This is a genomic window from Marinomonas sp. G8-14 (genome assembly GCF_055808935.1).
The window spans coordinates 1,028,845-1,047,562 of the sequence record NZ_CM147891.1 but is presented as its reverse complement, the minus strand read 5'-3'; the positions used below and the strand labels follow the sequence as shown (position 1 = coordinate 1,047,562).

General features: G+C 43.1%; 17 protein-coding genes, 12 tRNA genes and 1 pseudogene. 3 read left to right on the top strand and 27 right to left on the bottom strand.

The genetic code is table 11. From position 1 onward, the window contains the following. Positions 1–35: 35 nt before the first annotated feature. The 24 genes from AC0L6V_RS05270 to AC0L6V_RS05155 form a co-directional block, all read right to left on the bottom strand. A complete protein-coding gene (locus AC0L6V_RS05270; protein ID WP_418139070.1) occupies positions 36–1,268 on the bottom strand; it encodes an acyl-CoA dehydrogenase in 1,233 nt (410 codons plus the stop codon). Next, the gene (locus AC0L6V_RS05265) at positions 1,261–1,806 is read right to left on the bottom strand and encodes an acyl-CoA dehydrogenase family protein (protein ID WP_418138820.1); all 546 of its coding nucleotides are present in this window, start codon (positions 1,804–1,806) and stop codon (positions 1,261–1,263) included. Before AC0L6V_RS05265 ends, AC0L6V_RS05270 begins: the two co-directional genes overlap by 8 nt. A 148-nt stretch (positions 1,807–1,954) precedes the next feature. Then, complete coding sequence (locus AC0L6V_RS05260) at positions 1,955–3,016, bottom strand: AraC family transcriptional regulator (RefSeq protein WP_409419482.1); 1,062 nt, start codon at positions 3,014–3,016, stop codon at positions 1,955–1,957. Between the two features lie 115 nt (positions 3,017–3,131). After that, positions 3,132–3,485 carry a hypothetical protein gene (locus AC0L6V_RS05255; RefSeq protein ID WP_265216650.1) on the bottom strand — a complete coding sequence of 118 codons (354 nt, stop codon included), beginning with the start codon at positions 3,483–3,485 and terminating at the stop codon, positions 3,132–3,134. Positions 3,486–3,546: 61 nt separating this feature from the next. Continuing rightward, positions 3,547–3,978 (bottom strand): cytochrome b562, encoded by a 432-nt coding sequence (locus AC0L6V_RS05250; protein ID WP_265216649.1) that lies wholly within the window; start codon positions 3,976–3,978, stop codon positions 3,547–3,549. 454 nt (positions 3,979–4,432) lie between these two features. Further along, positions 4,433–6,217, bottom strand: a complete 1,785-nt coding sequence (locus AC0L6V_RS05245; protein ID WP_428981141.1) for a Lon protease family protein — start codon at positions 6,215–6,217, stop codon at positions 4,433–4,435. Then, positions 6,195–6,911 carry a Lon-like protease helical domain-containing protein gene (locus tag AC0L6V_RS05240; RefSeq protein ID WP_473482768.1) on the bottom strand — a complete coding sequence of 239 codons (717 nt, stop codon included), beginning with the start codon at positions 6,909–6,911 and terminating at the stop codon, positions 6,195–6,197. The genes AC0L6V_RS05245 and AC0L6V_RS05240 overlap by 23 nt, the downstream gene beginning before the upstream one ends. A gap of 188 nt (positions 6,912–7,099) precedes the next feature. Continuing rightward, positions 7,100–7,912, bottom strand: a complete 813-nt coding sequence (locus AC0L6V_RS05235) for a TatD family hydrolase (protein ID WP_265216648.1) — start codon at positions 7,910–7,912, stop codon at positions 7,100–7,102. Positions 7,913–7,919: 7 nt separating this feature from the next. Beyond that, positions 7,920–8,858 carry a DNA polymerase III subunit delta' gene (gene holB, locus AC0L6V_RS05230; RefSeq protein ID WP_265216647.1) on the bottom strand — a complete coding sequence of 313 codons (939 nt, stop codon included), beginning with the start codon at positions 8,856–8,858 and terminating at the stop codon, positions 7,920–7,922. Continuing rightward, the gene (tmk, locus tag AC0L6V_RS05225; protein WP_265216646.1) at positions 8,859–9,497 is read right to left on the bottom strand and encodes a dTMP kinase; all 639 of its coding nucleotides are present in this window, start codon (positions 9,495–9,497) and stop codon (positions 8,859–8,861) included. It lies immediately after the preceding gene. A 12-nt stretch (positions 9,498–9,509) separates the two neighbouring features. Then, complete coding sequence (gene mltG, locus AC0L6V_RS05220; protein ID WP_418138819.1) at positions 9,510–10,526, bottom strand: endolytic transglycosylase MltG; 1,017 nt, start codon at positions 10,524–10,526, stop codon at positions 9,510–9,512. A gap of 108 nt (positions 10,527–10,634) precedes the next feature. Next, positions 10,635–11,462, bottom strand: coding sequence for an aminodeoxychorismate lyase (gene pabC, locus AC0L6V_RS05215; RefSeq protein ID WP_265216643.1), 828 nt, complete (start codon positions 11,460–11,462; stop codon positions 10,635–10,637). 48 nt (positions 11,463–11,510) lie between these two features. Next, positions 11,511–11,586: transfer RNA gene (locus AC0L6V_RS05210), tRNA-Glu, on the bottom strand. A 28-nt stretch (positions 11,587–11,614) separates the two neighbouring features. After that, positions 11,615–11,689: transfer RNA gene (locus AC0L6V_RS05205), tRNA-Gly, on the bottom strand. A gap of 54 nt (positions 11,690–11,743) precedes the next feature. Beyond that, positions 11,744–11,819, bottom strand: a tRNA-Glu gene (locus tag AC0L6V_RS05200). Positions 11,820–11,872: 53 nt separating this feature from the next. Beyond that, positions 11,873–11,948 (bottom strand) — tRNA-Glu (locus AC0L6V_RS05195). A gap of 57 nt (positions 11,949–12,005) precedes the next feature. Continuing rightward, a tRNA-Gly gene (locus AC0L6V_RS05190) sits at positions 12,006–12,080 on the bottom strand. A gap of 69 nt (positions 12,081–12,149) precedes the next feature. Beyond that, a tRNA-Glu gene (locus AC0L6V_RS05185) sits at positions 12,150–12,225 on the bottom strand. 57 nt (positions 12,226–12,282) lie between these two features. Next, positions 12,283–12,357: transfer RNA gene (locus AC0L6V_RS05180), tRNA-Gly, on the bottom strand. A gap of 70 nt (positions 12,358–12,427) precedes the next feature. Beyond that, positions 12,428–12,503 (bottom strand) — tRNA-Glu (locus AC0L6V_RS05175). Between the two features lie 57 nt (positions 12,504–12,560). Further along, a tRNA-Gly gene (locus tag AC0L6V_RS05170) sits at positions 12,561–12,635 on the bottom strand. Between the two features lie 69 nt (positions 12,636–12,704). After that, a tRNA-Glu gene (locus AC0L6V_RS05165) sits at positions 12,705–12,780 on the bottom strand. A gap of 57 nt (positions 12,781–12,837) precedes the next feature. Continuing rightward, positions 12,838–12,912 (bottom strand) — tRNA-Gly (locus tag AC0L6V_RS05160). A 60-nt stretch (positions 12,913–12,972) separates the two neighbouring features. After that, positions 12,973–13,048: transfer RNA gene (locus AC0L6V_RS05155), tRNA-Glu, on the bottom strand. Between the two features lie 131 nt (positions 13,049–13,179). Here AC0L6V_RS05155 and AC0L6V_RS05150 point away from each other — a divergent pair. From AC0L6V_RS05150 to htpX, 3 genes are all read left to right on the top strand, one after another. Further along, entirely contained in the window at positions 13,180–13,749 is a 570-nt protein-coding gene (locus AC0L6V_RS05150) for a YajG family lipoprotein (protein ID WP_111607510.1), read from the top strand. Between the two features lie 164 nt (positions 13,750–13,913). Beyond that, positions 13,914–15,131 carry a pyridoxal phosphate-dependent aminotransferase gene (locus AC0L6V_RS05145; protein WP_409419479.1) on the top strand — a complete coding sequence of 406 codons (1,218 nt, stop codon included), beginning with the start codon at positions 13,914–13,916 and terminating at the stop codon, positions 15,129–15,131. A 76-nt stretch (positions 15,132–15,207) separates the two neighbouring features. Further along, positions 15,208–16,086: a protease HtpX gene (htpX, locus tag AC0L6V_RS05140; protein ID WP_265216641.1), complete on the top strand. Its 879-nt coding sequence runs from the start codon at positions 15,208–15,210 to the stop codon at positions 16,084–16,086. A 74-nt stretch (positions 16,087–16,160) separates the two neighbouring features. On the opposite strand, the gene AC0L6V_RS05135 is transcribed toward htpX, so the two are convergent. The 3 genes and pseudogenes from AC0L6V_RS05135 to AC0L6V_RS05125 form a co-directional block, all read right to left on the bottom strand. Then, positions 16,161–16,883, bottom strand: coding sequence for a flagellar brake protein (locus AC0L6V_RS05135; protein ID WP_418138818.1), 723 nt, complete (start codon positions 16,881–16,883; stop codon positions 16,161–16,163). 21 nt (positions 16,884–16,904) lie between these two features. Beyond that, the gene (locus tag AC0L6V_RS05130; RefSeq protein WP_265216637.1) at positions 16,905–18,038 is read right to left on the bottom strand and encodes a 4-phosphoerythronate dehydrogenase; all 1,134 of its coding nucleotides are present in this window, start codon (positions 18,036–18,038) and stop codon (positions 16,905–16,907) included. After that, a pseudogene (locus AC0L6V_RS05125) lies at positions 18,019–18,536 on the bottom strand (elongation factor P hydroxylase). Before AC0L6V_RS05125 ends, AC0L6V_RS05130 begins: the two are co-directional and overlap by 20 nt. Positions 18,537–18,718: the final 182 nt, after the last annotated feature.

Here is an 18,718-nt window from a genome sequence, read left to right as displayed (position 1 = left end):
ATACGCAATACAAAGGTCTCTTCGTGTCATGCTTTTTATCGATTGAAAGCATTTTTGTTTAGTTTGTCAACAGTTGTCTTGCCAAACTTTATTTCATGGGCATAACCAAAAGCACGAGGCAATACATGATCACAGTAAAAGCCTACCGAATGTTGCCATGAAGCTTTTTGCACATCATCAAGCTTATTATTACCTTGCACGGCATGCAAAGCTCTCATTTGCAACCAGGCACCAATCAGATAGCCCATTAACATCATGTAAGGATACGCTAAGCCCGTTCCCAAAACAGGATCTTCTTGCATAGCCTCTAAACAAGATTGGGTAGCGGCTTTAGCTTGCTCCAGCATTACAGTCACTTTTTCCGCATACGGCGCCATGTCTGTTGCTTGCCAGTGTGTTAATTCGGATTCGATGTCAGCGAGCAATGACATCATCCCTTCGCCCTTATCAGAATGCAGTTTGCGACCAATGAGATCAATAGCTTGAATGCCATTGGTACCTTCATAAATGGGCAAAATTCGGGCATCACGAGCATGTTGGGCCACGCCAGTTTCTTCAATAAAGCCCATTCCACCATGCACTTGAATGGCCAAGGATGTTATTTCTTGAGCTTGCTCAGTGATCCATCCCTTAACAATAGGCGTATACAAAGCGGTTCTTATCACGGCCTGTTTTTGTACCTCACCCGTTGCAAAATGCGACAAATCGTTTTCGACAGCGGCCACATAAATAAGAGAACGCATCGCATCAATTTGTGACTTCATGGTCATCAACATACGCAGTACGTCAGGATGTTCAATAATCGCTGCCCGAGCAGTACGACTTGCATTCATGCCTTGTTTACGATCAATCGCATAAGCAAGAGCTTGCTGATAAGCTCGTTCAGAAATGGCCAAACCTTGTAAGCCAACGCCTTGTCTTGCATTGTTCATCATAGTGAACATGGCTTTAATACCATCGTTTTCTTTGCCAACAAGATAGCCAACAGCGCCTTCTTTATCTCCAAAGCTCATCACACAAGTGGGTGATGCATGAATTCCCATCTTGTGCTCAACCGACACGACATGAACGTCATTACGCTCAGCAGGTTCACCTTGATTATCTAAGAGAAATTTTGGCACGATGAACAAAGAAATACCTTTCACTCCCTCAGGTGCATTTGGCAAGCGAGCCAATACCAAATGAATGATGTTGTCACTCATCTGATGATCACCCCAAGTGATAAAGATTTTTTGCCCTTTTATACGAAATACATCGCCATCAGGAATCGCTTTGCAGGCAATAGCGGCAAGGTCTGAGCCAGCAGAGGGCTTCGGTCAAATTCATAGTCCCTGCCCATTCACCCGCTAACATTTTAGGCAAATAGCGATTCTTCAGTATCTCACTGGCGTGTTGACTAATGGCTTCTATCGCTCCCATGCTCAGCAAAGGACAAAGTGAAAAGGCTAGGTTAGCCGCCTGAACGCCTTCATTAACCGCGGTAGCAATATACGACGGTAGGCCTTGTCCACCGTATTCCGGGTCTCCTGAAAGGCCAATCCAGCCACCGTCAGCATATGCTTTGAACGCTTCTTTAAAGCCTTTGGCTTCAATGACCTCACCTGACTCCACCCTAGAACCTTCTTTGTCACCACTAGCATTGATTGGCGCAATGACTTGTTCTGCTAACTTTCCCGCTTCCTCAAGAATGGCTTCTAATAGACTATCGTCAACCGTATCATGTAAATAAGGAGTCAAACGCTCTATTTGAGCGACAGACTGTAGACTGAATAAAATGTCATTAAATGGGTATTTGTATTCGCTCATTTTTTATTCTCCGATTGTTTATCCGAGCGGATCTAGAAAACGCTCTTATCAGAATGGTAAAAGATGGCAAATTTCTCAATAACAATTCAGACCTATATTTCTAACAAATACAATCAACCTCTTGTAAAGACAAACAAGAACGCAGAGTTCATAGGCGTTTCATCGCCTTACCGAATTTCAAGTATTCCTCACTTTTTCGATATTCTCCTGGTGTCAAACCTGTCCATTTTTTGAAGGATCGAAAAAAAGCACTGGGTTCATCAAAGCCCATTAAGGCGGCAATATCATTGATGCTAAGTTGAGGCGCATTCATATAAGTAATGGCCGCTTCCTTTCGACAATCGTCTTTAATATGTTGATAAGAGGTCTTTTCATCATTCAAGCGGCGCCTTAACGTGGACACACTCATATTAAGTGCACTGGCGACTTCTTCCGCACTGGGCATCTCACGAGAGAAATCCTTTCCTAACATGGCCATGACTTGAGATTTAAGACTGTTGTCATTTTCCACCATCACCAGAAGTTGATAAGGGGCGGTTTTCAAAAAGCCTCTTAAGCTGTCTTCGGTTTGCACAATCGGCATATCGAGATAACTGGCAGGGAACACTAGGGCATTGGCATGTTGATTAAACTTTACTTCAGATTGAAATAGGGTTTTGTAATATTCGACATCATCAGGACGCTCACTGGTAAAGTACGCGGCTTTTAAATTCAAGCGACGACCAATCAACCAACAGATAAAGTGATGCCACATAGACAGTGTGGTTCTAAGTTGTTCCTTCGATTCAGGGACAACCAACCTATCAATATCAGCAGGTGACGAATCTAAAGGCGCAAAAGTGACCATGGCAAAGCGGCCTTTTTTGATCAAAACAGGCTTCACCGTTGGCCCCCGACAAATTTCATAAAAATCACTGCATCGATATAAAGCATGCGCCAAACTTCTAGCATGAATAATACAAAGGCACATCATCCTAAATGTGCCATTGGGTACTTTACCGCCACTGAGCATACCAAAAGACTCATCCTGCATAAGCCACATAATTTTTTGATACAGCATTCCGTAGCGATAAGCAGGAAAAGCATCACTTTGTTCTATTTCATCTTGCGTGATGTCTAAACTGGCCAATACAGCTTGGCGATCTAGTCCTTGCTCTTCAACAGCTTTTAAGAGATAACGAACACTCGACATTGGCACAGAAGCTTTCACATTACTCACCTTGTAAGACAGATTCTTATTATGTTGCAAGCCTATAAAACTAAACAAAAAATTAGTATAAAAAAAGGCTGCATAAGCAGCCTTTTTTTATTTTACGCTTTTTTACTTACTTTTCTTCAGTAAAAGCAGATAACAATTCATCTAGTGACAAATCTTCACTGTCTTTGTCTATGTTATTAGACTGAGCTTGCATTTTCGTTTGTTCTGCTTTTTCATCAACAGGCTTTACGAACACAAAGCGACGTGGACGCGCAGGAGCGGCAGCCACTTCTTTTTCAGGCAGTAAGCCTAGACGTTCAAGTTTTTTGTGCGCTTGTTCTTTGCGTTCCTTGGCTTTTTTGGTTACAAAACGACGAGTCGGAGATGCCTTACGAGCTTTATTTTGCTCTTTCATCATCTCTTTTGAACCAGTTTTACCAAGTTTGCCACGCATACTGCGCGATTTTTTAACACGAGCCATAATATCCTCTCTTTATCGCGCGCATTGTAGCAGTGAATTCACTCTAGGTCATCCAGCAGCGCTAGCAATTTGCTTTAAAAGCACCATGACCAATCTTTCTTTGACCACCCACTTCACCAAGCCATTTTCTAACATCGTTAGCATTATCAGCTTGTAATGCATTTTCTAAGTTTTTCAATATCACAATCGTGTCGTCAACCACTTTCGTGTACTTTTCTTTTTGTTGAGCCAACTCGTTGCCCTGCAAGTTTTCAGATGTAAACTTAAATGGGGTTTCCGCACGAGATTTCTCAAAATACGTTATAAGTGTGTTTACTCGTTGTGCAGCGGCTTTATTGTCACCAGACTTCACATCTGAAGACATAGCCTGCATTTCATCTTTGATATTCCCCATATAACCGTGCAAAACCGTTTCATCACAAGCTTGATTGGCAAACACTGCGGATGAACAAGAAATTGACACTATCGTGGCAGCAAGAAGACCCTTTTTCATAAACACACCTTTTGATTCAAAATAGTAAACAAAGCTTTGTTTAAAATAGCATTCTCTGAAAAAAAACATCAACTTTATTGTAACGATAGTCTAGCGTATTATTCAGGCTTATGAATAACAGCAGGCCACATAGGAGTTGGTTATTTTAAAAATCAAATACACATTACTCACTTTAGTGGGCTTTTTTTAAGCAGCCTAACATTTGCAGAGTGCTCAGACTTTGACGCAAAAATAGAAGCGAATAAAAATGCACAGAAATACCTAGGCGGCAAAACATTCAAAACCGCACGGGTATTGAAAAATCACTTACCCAGCAAACGCAAAGAAGTCGCCAGCTATGTTTATGTCAAAGCAGACGACCTCTATTACACCGTGTATTCGCTAGTCAATGCTAAATGCGAGCCTAAGATCATCAAAAGAACCAATGGCAAGCATTAGTTTTTTGATTCATTCGTTATTTTTTCACTTTCTCGGGCTTTTTTGGTTTGTCTGATTTTTTATTTTTATCCCCCGCATTTTCCTCTGAATCCTCTTCATCCTCTTCGTCTTCATCCTCCTCTTCGCCAAGCTTAGAGATCTCTTCAAGTCGTTGAATCACTCGGGCTGAGATAGTCCCCTCTGGATAGTCACCTTCTTCGTTGACAGTACCCGCTTCGATTCCCGTCAAAAGATGCAAGGCTTCGTCAGCAGTTGAAATCGCATAAACATGAAATTGACCCGCCTTAACAGCGTCAACGATATCATCACTTAGCATTAAATTAATGGCATTTGATTTAGGAATGATAACCCCTTGCGTCCCAGTTAAACCGCGAGCATTACAAACACTAAAGAAACCTTCAATTTTTTCATTCACCCCACCAATAGCTTGCACTTCGCCGTATTGGTTTAATGATCCCGTGATGGCAAGGTCTTGACGCAGTGGCACTTGAATTAATGCAGACAGCAGGCAACAAAGCTCTGCCGTGGATGCACTGTCTCCATCCACATACCCATAACTTTGCTCCATGGCAATTGACGCGGAAATGTCGAGAGGAAAACGCTGAGCGTATTTGTTGCCAAGGTATCCAGATAGAATCAAAACGCCTTTGGAGTGAATATTTTGACCGAGATTTGACTCTCGCTCTATATCGATAATCCCCTTTCCGCCAGGATAAACCGTGGTTGAGATTCGCGCTGGTGCACCAAAGCTACTGTCGCCAATTTGCATCACAGTTAAGCCATTGATTTTACCTACAGCGTAACCATCGCTTTCTAATAAAACAGTCCCTTCAATAATCTCTTCGATGATCTTTTCGCTCACACGACCGGTGCGATGTTTTTTGGCTTTTAGTGCTCTAGCAATATGGTCTGCCGTGATTTCATTGTCTTTCGCCATCTGACGAACAAAGTCCGCTTCACCCAATAACTCAAACACATCACCTATTTTTGCCGCCATCTCTCTTTGATGTTCAGCCAATCGACTGCTGTATTCAATTAACGCTGCAACGCCATCGCGGGTTACATTGGCGTACTCTTCTTTGTCTACACGATCTTTCATAAGACGAGCAAACGATAATTCAGATTCTTTTGAACGCTTTAACGTATCGTCAAAGTCCACTAGAACACGAAACATTTCTTGAAAATCAGGGTCTGCGTCTTGTAATAAGTAATAAATATCACGGGCACCAATCAGCACAACTTTTACCTGTAAAGGCAAATTCTGTGGCGACAAGGTCATAGTATTCATCAAGCCCATGTCTGCGTAAGGGTGCTCTATTTTGATGGTTTTACTTTTCAAGGCACGTTTTAGCGCTTCCCATAGATAATGGTCTGTCAATAACTTTTCGGCGTCCAAAATCAAATAACCGCCATTGGCGGCATGCAAACTACCGGATCGAATCAAGCGATAGTTAGTAACTAACATGCCTTGATCGCTACTGTGCTCCACTTGCCCAAACAAATTACGATAAGTCGGATGAGGCTCATAGACTACTGGCTGCCCGCCATTTGGTTTATGAGTAATCGCAATATTCGGCAGATAAAGCTCTTCATAAAACTGCCGACGCCCTACTTCGTCACGATTTTCAGACGCTTTATCATCCGCCATCTGATCAATAATGGTTTTGTCTAGATCTTCTCTAAGTGCGGTTAGATAAGCACTGATATCCGCATTATCTTGGTATTTATCGAACAAACCAGACATCAATGGGTCAAGTGCTTCTTTTACCGTATCTAGGTTAAGCTGACGAATGAGTCTCATAAGTCGCACGTTTCCATTGAGGCAACCCCAATAGTTCTTCGTTCAACAGACCCTCAAGCGTTGAGACGCCTTCTTGAAACGCATCACGCTCATCATCAGTCAAAGAAGCAAATTCATTTTCCTCTAATGCTTTACCCTCTTTCATAGGGGCAAAACTCACTGAAGAAGCATCGCGGAACATGGCCACGCCAATTTTGCCCGAGACACGTTCGACTTTGTTAATCGCCGCTTCGTATTGGTCATTAAAGGCACGGTCAATAACACTTTTTTGTTGCTGATAAGAAGGGTTTTCAAAGGCCGCAGGAAATGTGGCCATCAAGCCATCAATTAAAGCCCTAATCTCTTTTTCAAACTCAGACGCTTGACCAGGAGCAAACTCGATCGCTTTAGGACGATGGCTTTCTGTAAAGTTGTTAACATAGGCCCACTCATTTGGTGCCGGGCGACGCTTCGCTTCGCTTCTAAGATAACTCATCACATAAGACGAACGACCCGTACCCGAATCGCCCATGGCGAAAATATTGTAACCTGGACGTTGCATTGCCACGCCAAACTGAATTGCTTCAACCGCACGCTCTTGACCTAAAATGCCATTAAGTGGCTCAATGTCATTTAACGTCTTGAAGTTCAGATGGTCTGAAGGCACTTTGGCTGAAAGAGCGTGATACGGTAGAGAGGTAACCATGTTCGACATCAATGGATTTCCTTTTGTTTGACAAGCTTTTTATAGGTGAAGCCTGCGAAAGAATAAGACTCTTCTTTCAAATATGTTAAGTGAATACAATACGTTGAGACTAACACTCTGACGACACTTCGCCTATACGCAAGATGAATATCATCGTGGTTCTTAACAAAAAACAGAATGAATAATCAACAAGCATGTCATGAATTCTCATCAAGCTGTATTTGATGCTGAGGATTTACTTTACTGAACACACGATGAAAGTTCGCAGCCGTGGCTTCTAATAAAGCTTCATATCGAATGCCTTTCAAGTCAGCAACGTATTGAGCGACTTCCGATACATACTTAGGTTCATTTTTTTTACCTCGAAAAGGCACGGGAGCCAAATAAGGCGAATCGGTTTCAATGATCAACGCGTCTAGAGGAAGCTTACGGACTGTTTCCTTTAATTCATCAGCCGCTTTAAAAGTGACGATTCCAGAGATAGAAATCAAATAGTTTTCATCTAACGCCGCTTTGGCCATCTCGTAGTCTTCAGTGAAACAATGCAATACACCAGCGGTAGCTGAATTACCGTATTGTCGAATCAACGACAAAGTGTCTTGTTTAGCATTACGAGTATGCACTATGACTGGCAGTCCCAATTCACCGGCCGTTTGAAGGTGATGGATGAAACTGACTTTTTGAGCATCATGTGCCTGTTCTGACGCTTCATAAAAATAGTCTAAGCCCGTTTCGCCGATTGCAATGACCTTTGGATCATTAGCATATTGACGCAATAAAACATCATCAGTAAGTAGCCCATCACTTTGCAGAGGGTGAACACCACAACTGGCATAAATGCCTGCACGCTTAGTAAAGCTGAGAACGGTATCCATTTTATTTAGATCAACACTAATGGTCAGTAATTGTCTGACGCCTTTATGATACGCCGCATCAATGGCTGCTTTTATCTTGTGGTCGTAAGGTGCCAAATCCAGCATATCGAGATGGCAATGGGTATCAATTAACATAGTTGGGTTACCATTGATTCAATTCATGTGTGAGTTGCATTATGGGGTTTAAATTGGTTTTTTGAAGATCTGACTTAAGTTTTTGTAAAGCTTGATAGCGCATCATCAAGGAATGAATGCCTAAACGTGTGATTAATGCCATGTAAATATCTTGCAAGGCTGCGTCTAACGGAGCACCGGTAGAGTGGCAAATACATTGATGCAGTATCGCCGCCAAACCATTGCAATAATCTTCAATATTATTGCTATCCAAACCTTTTAAAACGTCGCTGATGGAAGCCGTCCCCTGCAGCATAGCGGACAATTGATTTGGCAAATTGGCATACAATGACAGTTTGCCTTGCTGTTGAATTGATAATAAACGAAATGGCTGGGTCGTTAACCAAAAAAGAGAGCTGAGCGCCTCTCCATCTGGCTGCTGTAGAAGCCATTGCTTTACTTCTTGAATGTTTGGCGTTGGGACATTCACCAACAAACAACGACTGCGAATTGTTGGTAAAAGACTCGTAGATTGTGAACTGGTTAGCACAAAATACGTTCGTGCTGCTGGCTCTTCTAACGCTTTCAAAACGGCATTCGCGGCATTAATATTCATTGCTTGCGCGTGAGTAATGAGCACAACCTTATTTTGCCCTACTTGAGGCTTTTGACTTATTTGTCGCACCAGCAAACGTACTTGGTCTACTTTAATACTGCCAATCTCTCCATCCAACACACGAAAATCAGGATGGGTGTCGGCACGCATTAATTGACAAGAATGACACTGTCCACATGCCGCTGCCTGATCAAGCTCACACATCAGGTCTTTGACCATCTCACGGGCAAGCTCTTCTTGGCCTACGCCATCAGCCCCCATTATTAATAAAGCATGCGATAGGCTATTGGTCTTTTTTAAAACTTGAACTTGCTGCAAGCAAGGCATTAACCAGTGAGCAATATTTGACATCTAGACGGCACCAGACCAGGCTTCACTTAACCGCAATAGTTGATCTTCTATTTGTTGTTGTACCAAGGGTAAAGATAAGCTGGCATCAATAATTTTGATTCTCTTTGGATCCATACTAGCACGCTCAAGAAAGCCATCTCGGACTTTTTGATGAAAGGCAAGTGACTCCTTATCCAAGCGATCTTGATGTTGACGCTGTATAACACGCGTTTGCCCCAAGTCTACAGGCACATCTAACAATAAGGTCGCATCCGGTTTATTGTCGCCCACCACCCAGTTAGCTAAAAGATCTAACATCGCCATGTCGCCACCACGGGCTTTACCTTGATAAACATAGCTGGAATCTAAGAACCGATCACTGATTACCCAGACGCCTTTTTCTAAAGCCGGCTGTATTTTTTCAGCCAAGTGCTGAGCACGAGCCGCAAAAACCAACAATAGCTCCGTGGTATCATTCACCTTCTCATCTCTAGGACTTAGAATTAATTGTCTAATGTCTTCTGCTAGAGGCGTTCCACCTGGCTCACGAGTCATAATATAAGGAACATTATGTGCTTCTAGCCACTCACGGATAAAATGCATTGCAGTTGTTTTACCGCTGCCTTCCCCACCCTCAAGCGAAATAAATTTACCTCTCATACAAACACTCCTCTATTTCGCAATTACTGGAGTCGAACGGTAATCCTCTCGACGCTTGAATTGAAACTCTCTTACCGCTTTATTGTGTTCACTTAGGGTTTTAGAAAAAGCATGGGTACCATCCCCCTTTGCAACAAAATACAGTGCATCGGTTTTTCCTGGATTAAGGGCGGCAGCAATGGCTTCACGTCCCACGTTCGCAATAGGAGTAGGCGGCAATCCATAAACCCTGTAGGTGTTATAAGGGGAGGAATGCTGCAAACCTTTACGAGTTAAGTTGCCTTTAAATAGATCACCAAGACCATAAATTACCGTAGGGTCCGTTTGTAAACGCATCCCCTTTTCTAATCGACTTATAAAAACACGGGCAATCAATGGGCGCTCCACTGGGACTCCTGTTTCTTTTTCAATAATTGACGCCATAATCAATGCCTCATAAGGCGATTTATATGGCAAATCAGGGACTTTACTCTCCCATAAGTCAGCTAACGTTTGCACTAAAAGATCATTCGCATGCTTAAGGATGCTAGCGTCAGTATCACCTTCATGATAACGATACGTATTAGCAAAAAATTGCCCTTCAGAATGTGGAAATGCAAGCCCTAATGCCTTAGCAATTTCTTGATTCGACATACCGGTTAGCGTCATTGTGATATTACCGCGCGCTGCCATAGCAGAAAGGAAGTCTTGTGTTGTTTTACCCTCCAATAACGTTATGGAGTAAAAGATAGATTGACCAGAATCAAACAGAGCCATGACATCCAATAAATTCATAGTTGGCTCAATCGCATATTTACCGACCTTAGGGACCCATTCAGGCTCTAACCTTGCGACAATACGCGTCAAAAAAGGGTACTCAATCCAACCTTTTTCGCTCAACTTGACGCCCAAACTGTATGCGGTATCGCCTTTACTCACCTCAAATGTTTCAACAGAATCTAATGAAATAGTTGACGTAATTGACTGGTACAGATGACCTGCAGCAATAGCGGTGACAACAATACTTAAAAAACAACGCGATAGAACCATTTATTACGATAAGACCATCTTGCAAGATAAGATTTTTTAGCACGATAAGACTTTCTAGAGCGATAGGATTTTTTCACTCGATGTAATCGTTTAGCACGCTTGAACCATTTATTGAACGCCATGCATATCCTTAGCTTGCATTAAAGTTTGTAACTTACGAGTATGAAAACCAATTGGAAAAGATTCTCCTGAAACACGGATGACAGGCACTATACCCATCAGACTATTCGTAATAAAGACTTCATCTGCGGACATTAGATCCCCAAGCTCAAAGTGACCAATTTGAATCATGTAGTTAAATTGATTCGCTATAATGGCTTTACGATAAGTACCTTGCACTCCCGATAGCGCCAGTGAAGGAGTATATAAAACCCCTTGCTTACACCAAAAAAGATTACTTTGAATACATTCAACCAATTGCTGCTTATCATTCATCATGATCGATTCAAAATCATCTAATGTCAAAAATTGCTTAGCGACCACATTTTCGAGCCTGTTTAAGTGTTTTATTCCAGCAAGATAACGATTAGAGCTTATAGTTACAGGAGAAACGGAAAGCGAGATGCCTTTATCACGTTGAGGTTGGTAATTCGGTGCAGGAAGAATACCAATAATGATGGAGTGAATGCATTGCTTTGGGGCTAAATAACCTCTTCCACCCTCACCTCGACTCACAATAATTTTTACCACAGACTCTTCATGGATTAAGGGTAAAACATCCGAATACAAAAACGCATACAGATTATGCTTCTGCTCTAATGTTAAAGGCATAGCAAGCTTAGAAAGCCCACGATACAAGCGAGCAAGATGATCTTCGATGTGCAGAAAATACAGAGGAAAAACACGAATCGTTTCAAATACGCCATCGCCATAAGCCAAACCACGATCAGCAACGGAAATAAAATTGTCTAATCTGTAATTGACAAACCAAGTCATTGCTAAAAACTCAAAAATGAAGGTTAGCTATGATAGCGCAAAAAAGGATGGCGTCCCATAGGGGGTTCGAACCCCTGTTACCGCCGTGAAAGGGCGGTGTCCTAGGCCTCTAGACGAATGGGACATATAAAAACTTTCTTCTTAAAAGAAAGTGGAGCGGGAAACGAGGCTCGAACTCGCGACCCCAACCTTGGCAAGGTTGTGCTCTACCACTGAGCTATTCCCGCATTGCTATTGCTGAACATTTCTCAGCAACATAGTTACCCTATAAAAGGTAAAAGTGGCGTCCCATAGGGGGTTCGAACCCCTGTTACCGCCGTGAAAGGGCGGTGTCCTAGGCCTCTAGACGAATGGGACATAAACTTTAATACATTCAAAATCACTAACAATACTTTTATCTAAAATAAAAGTGGCGTCCCATAGGGGGTTCGAACCCCTGTTACCGCCGTGAAAGGGCGGTGTCCTAGGCCTCTAGACGAATGGGACACAATCAGTTTTGACAAAACTGTAAACAAATCACCCTGCTATCGCTAACAACGATGATGGAGCGGGAAACGAGGCTCGAACTCGCGACCCCAACCTTGGCAAGGTTGTGCTCTACCACTGAGCTATTCCCGCATTACTAACCGCTCTACTCTATTCAAGCGATGTTTGATCCCTTTGCAAACAAAGGCAATCTTTAAAAATTGGCGTCCCATAGGGGGTTCGAACCCCTGTTACCGCCGTGAAAGGGCGGTGTCCTAGGCCTCTAGACGAATGGGACACAATCAGTTTTGACAAAACTGTAAACAAATCACCCTGCTATCGCTAACAATGATGATGGAGCGGGAAACGAGGCTCGAACTCGCGACCCCAACCTTGGCAAGGTTGTGCTCTACCACTGAGCTATTCCCGCATTACTAACCGCTCTACTCTATTCAAGCGATGTTCGATCCCTTTGCAAACAAAGGCAATCTTTAAAAAAGTGGCGTCCCATAGGGGGTTCGAACCCCTGTTACCGCCGTGAAAGGGCGGTGTCCTAGGCCTCTAGACGAATGGGACACAATCAGTTTTGACAAAACTGTAAACAAATCACCCTGCTATCGCTAACAATGATGATGGAGCGGGAAACGAGGCTCGAACTCGCGACCCCAACCTTGGCAAGGTTGTGCTCTACCACTGAGCTATTCCCGCATTACTAACCGCTCTACTCTATTCAAGCGATGTTTGATCCCTTTGCAAACAAAGGCAATCTTTAAAAATTGGCGTCCCATAGGGGGTTCGAACCCCTGTTACCGCCGTGAAAGGGCGGTGTCCTAGGCCTCTAGACGAATGGGACAAAATCAGTTTTGACAAAACTGTAAACAAATCACCCTGCTATCGCTAACAATGATGATGGAGCGGGAAACGAGGCTCGAACTCGCGACCCCAACCTTGGCAAGGTTGTGCTCTACCACTGAGCTATTCCCGCAATTAACACTCTCACTTCGCATTAATTTTATGTAAACTATACGCCAACTGATTTAGAAGATGGCGTCCCATAGGGGGTTCGAACCCCTGTTACCGCCGTGAAAGGGCGGTGTCCTAGGCCTCTAGACGAATGGGACATCGTTACAATCTTGCTGTGTGAGCGGGTGCGTATATTACTGTTACCAATCTTAAAATCAACAGTTTTTTTCATTAATTTAAGCAACTTAGATAAAAAGTCGCTTTAGAAATCAATCTGATCGGAGCTATTATGCTAAATAAACAACTTTTTTTAACCTTATCCCTATCAACGCTTTTGTTAGCAGGCTGCTCTACAACCCACTATATAAGCATCACACCACAGGCGGATGTAAAGACCATCGCACTATCTAATGAGCGAGTTATCAATGTCTCCACCAGTACTAGACTAAGCAATGCTGTCGGCTCTATTAAAACCGGAATAAATGAGCGAGCAGATATATTCACTACGAACGACATAAAGCAAAGTGTGCGAGATAGTGTTTTGAGTGGCTTACGAGAAATGGGCTTCACGCCAGAACAAGGCGTCATGCCAGCGGCTGATTTACAAATAGAAATCAGCAAAATGAGCTACACCACAAAAGTTGAAGCATTAAAAACGGTTGCTACGTTAGAATTTGAACTAAAAACAACATTAGCAGCTAAAGGTCAAACCTATAAAGCAAACTATGGCTCTGAAAAAGTTAGAGAATATGGAACCATGCCTTATCAACAAGCCATTGAAGACGACATGAATGAATTGGCAAGCCAAACAGTAACACGCCTCTTAAGTGACCCAAACATCATTACTTTGTTAAAATAGTCTAAAAGTCGGCTTTCTAGTCTAATACAGAAAGCCGACACCCTCTCCCCCTGCTCCTACCTAATATTGAGTTTTTTTCTCTCTATGCAAACCTCCCATCTTGAATGCTCCCAAGTTCAGTGTAGAGTTAGTGTCTTTCACCCAGCTTCAGTAAGGATTAAGTGGTGCAAATTCGCAAATCAAACAAACTCGCCAATATATGTTATGAAATTCGTGGGCCAGTCTTAAAAGAGGCCGTGCGTATGGAAGAAGAAGGCCATCGCATACTCAAACTTAACATCGGCAACCCTGCCCCATGTGGTTTTGAAGCCCCCGACGAAATACTTGTCGATGTCATCCGTAATCTACCTACAGCACAAGGCTATTCCGAATCAAAAGGGCTATATTCGGCACGCAAAGCGGTCATGCAAAAATATCAAGCCATGGGCATTAAATCTGCTGACGTCAACTATGTGTGGATGGGCAATGGTGTCAGCGAACTGATCGTAATGGCAATGCAAGGCTTACTAAATGACGGCGATGAAATCCTCATTCCCGCTCCGGACTATCCACTTTGGACGGCAGCCGCCACATTAGCAGGTGGATATGTTCGCCACTATATGTGCGATGAAGGCTCAGGGTGGCAACCAGACATTCAAGACATCAAATCAAAAATATCCAATAAAACCAAAGCCATCGTTATTATCAACCCCAACAACCCAACAGGCGCAGTGTATGAAAAAGGCGTTCTTGAGGCCATTATCAATCTGGCGGAGGAACACAACCTACTTATCTTCTCAGATGAGATATACGACAAAATTCTTTATGACGACGCACAGCACATACCCACGGCCACGTTGACAGAAGGTCGAGCCCCCTGCATCACCTTTGGCGGCCTATCAAAAGTGTATCGTACGGCAGGTTTCCGTTCTGGCTGGATGGTGATTACTGGCGACCGCAGCGGCATCACTGATTACATAGAAGGACTAGACATACTTAGTTCAATGAGACTGTGTGCCAACGTACCGGCTCAACACGCTGTCCAGACTGCTTTAGGTGGGTATCAAAGCATAAACGAGCTTATCGTTCCTGGTGGACGCTTCTATGAACAACGAAAAGTAGCATGGGAGGCCCTAGATTCAATCCCTGGCGTTCATTGTCACAAACCAGAAGGTGCGCTTTATTTATTTCCAAGACTAGACGCCAAAATGTACAAAATTAAAAACGACATGGATCTCGTTCTTCAATTTTTACGTGAAGAAAAGGTCCTCATCGTTCAAGGTACGGGATTTAATTGGCCCACACCCGACCACGTACGCTTTGTTTTCCTTCCCCACGTCGAAGAACTGACCCCAGCTATGGACCGATTTGCCGCATTTTTAGGGCGATTAAGGAAGCGTTAATAGAGCTCCGTTTTATCTTGAAATAATCCAATAAAACCCTACTATGCTCCTTAACAACTTATTAAGGAGCATACTTATGCGTATTATTCTTTTCTTACTGACAAACCTAGCTGTCATGGTGGTAGCGGGAGTTGTCTTAAGCCTTTTAGGCGTCAACGGTTATATGACCAGTAATGGTCTCAACTTTACGTCTCTACTGATTTTCTGTGCCGTCTTTGGCTTCACAGGGAGCTTCATTTCTTTATTCCTCTCCAAATTCATGGCAAAACGCGGTTCTGGAGCGGTCGTGATAGAGAAACCTCGTAATCACAAAGAAGCGTGGTTATTAGATACCGTCAAAGAGCTATCTCAAAAAGCTGGTATTCAAATGCCAGAGGTCGCCATTTTTCCTGCTCACGAGGCCAACGCTTTTGCAACTGGCTGGAATAAAAATGCGGCATTGGTCGCTGTTTCAAGTGGCATGTTAGATCGCTTTTCTCCAGATGAGATAAAAGCCGTACTTGGCCATGAAATTGGCCACGTAGCGAACGGAGACATGGTCACTCTTACTCTTGTACAAGGTGTCGTTAATACGTTTGTTATGTTCTTCGCGCGTATTGCTGCCTATGCTGTTGATCAGTTCTTGCGTCGAAATGATAACGAAGGCTCTGTTGGCTGGGGCTACTATATCGCTACATTTGTATTTGAGATCATTTTTGGTGTATTAGCTTCCATGATCGTCATGTGGTTCTCTCGCTTCAGAGAGTTCAGAGCAGATGAAGCTGGCGCGAGACTAGCTGGCAAAGGCGCAATGATCGCTGCGTTGGCGCGACTCCAACAAGAACATGAAGAGAGCCGTATGCCTGACTCTATGTTGGCGTTTGGCATTCGTCGTGGAAAGACACCAACATTAGGCGAGCTATTCTCAAGCCACCCGCCAATCGAGGCCAGAATCAAAGCTCTTCAAGCGCTTTAACGCCTGCTTGTTAGAACAAAAAACGCCAGCACATGCTGGCGTTTTTTATCATTTTTATCCGAGATAAACACCATTCATTTCGTTTTATTGAGCTGTGTCTCTAAAATAAACGCCATCAATGGAATACCAAACTCTTTTGCAAGGTCCATAAAACGCACGCCATACACGTAAAAATATTCTACCCCCATACGCGCTAGAAAATCATTATCGACCAAACCCGATTGAACTTGCTCAAGCATCTGAATTTCTTGTGAACGAATTTCACAATCTAACTTTAAAATATGGTTATAAGGCCCAATTTTGACATTACAGACTAAGCGCATGGTTTGATTTACCGAACCAAAATCTTCCTTTGATATTAGCTTAGCACCACCAAAACTCAGATCTATAACAATCGCCGACGATCCAGCAGCAATTGTGTCAGCAGAAGTATTGGGATCCAAGTTGCATATTAAACGCGTCTCAACTCGGACCGCTTGCCGCACTTCCGACGTCTCAACATAACTAGGATACGCAATATGCAAATGCGCAGCTGGCTCCAAATAACTCTTAGCCACTTTACTTGAAAAGGCGCAAACGTGAGTGCTCAACATAAGCCGAACATTGACAATCTGACTCTCCCTTACCAAGATATTTTTACCATTCAGCTTGGGGGTTGACAAAATCAACGATCGTCCAGGAAGACTACCAAGTACTTTAACCATATAGCGACCAGGTGGAGAAATAAATTCCAACTGAACAGTGGTTCCTATTGGCACATCAAGATCACCTAAATCGACCTGCATTACTCCAGCCATGCATTAACCTTAGTTCTCATATTATTTTACTGAAAAGCCGATCGCACCCAACAAAGAAGATGCATCACCAGTGGAACCTATTAAACAAGTATTAAACTCGTCTCTCTCTACATAATTCTTACGCAACCAATCAAACACATTACTTTCTTTGTTTTCTCTGTACTTATAGCGTAATCGAACATCGTCTCGGGCCACATCATAAACAGCCTGAACACAACGAGCTAGTGCCTCCTCATAAGGAAACTGATTACTCAGATCAAAAGAGGCAAACCATCCCGGACTAATGGCATCACCCCTAACAATCTTAGGAGCCTCAATCTTTAAATACTTACATAAGGCCAAATACACCATCCATGTTCCTTTTTCACGCCCCTGCTTGCTGTATCCAGCAATATGCGGTGTGGCAATATCAACGATAGAAGCAAGCTCTTGATTGATGAGGGGCTCACCATCCCAAACATCCAAAACGAGATGCATATCACCTTGCAACTGTTTATGACGCTCAATCAATGCACTTTCATTGATAACACCACCACGCCCTGCAGAAATAATAGCAACACCAGATGACAACTGACTTAGTTCTTCGCAGCCTAGCATGTCTTTAGTTGGATAGCTTCCTGATGTTGTCAAAGGGGCATGCAGCGAGATGACATCACAAGTCAGTATGTCAGCCAAAGAAACAAAATTAACATCATATTGATCCTGCGCTTTCAAAGGATCATATACACACACGTCACACCCCATTTGGGCAAAGCGTTGATACACGGTTTTACCAACATTGCCGTAACCAACTACGCCTATTTTCCGCTTCAACCAAGGCAATTTTTTTGTCATATAAAGATGACTTAACGCACTAAAGACGTAGTCGGCGACCGCCTCAGCATTGCAACCAGGCGCACTGCTGAACGCAATATTTGCCTGCGCCAGATAGTCCAAATCTATATGATCAACACCAATGGTAGCGCTCCCGACAAAACGAACCGAACTGCCATCCAGCAATCCACGCGTCACCTTAGTAACAGATCGCACTAAAAGAATATCGGCATCTTTCACTTGTCCATGAGTTAAATTTCGACCATTTACTAACTCCACAGTACCTAAATGCGAAAACAGAGTTTCCACATTTGGCATATTTTCATCTGCAATAATCTTCATACTGTCGCTTCAAAAATTCATCAAATAGTACGTTAGGGCAACGCTGGGCCAATAAATATCTCGAAAAAATTTCTGCTCTTTCTGGCAATCCAGAATGGATGTATAGACCAACCTGCAACATCACTGACTGCTCAAAATGCGTTGCGTCATAATCCGGCAAAGACAAATTATCCACGCTTACCCGAAAAGGCAAACCAGCAACCCAGTGCAATACACACTCAACGGCTTGCGGCTTCACCTCCACTCGCTCAAATTCTTGTTGTGTTAACAGGTCACGGGTGTCTGACTCATACCAATAGCCATAATCTTCTAGCAATCGCCTCTTTTCACCCGCGATACACCAATGACTCACTTCATGTAAAGCGCTCGATGGGTAATCATAACGAAAAAAATCATCGCAGGATCATTAGCCCTTGCCGGCAGATAAAGAGGCTCATCGGCACCAGCAATAAGACGAGTATTGAAACCTGAAAAGAAACAGGCGCTAAAAGCGGCCACAAGCTGCGTTGCACTTGCCAACGATAGAACTCCAAAAGTGAAGAATTATACATAAGAAACAAAAATGCGCCACGCAAAGGAGAAAACTTCACGTGACGCATAATAAATAAACCGTTAGCAGAGTTTTCTAAGATCTTTTTTTAAGATCCCTGAAAGCCGCTAATCATTAAAACAAATTTTTG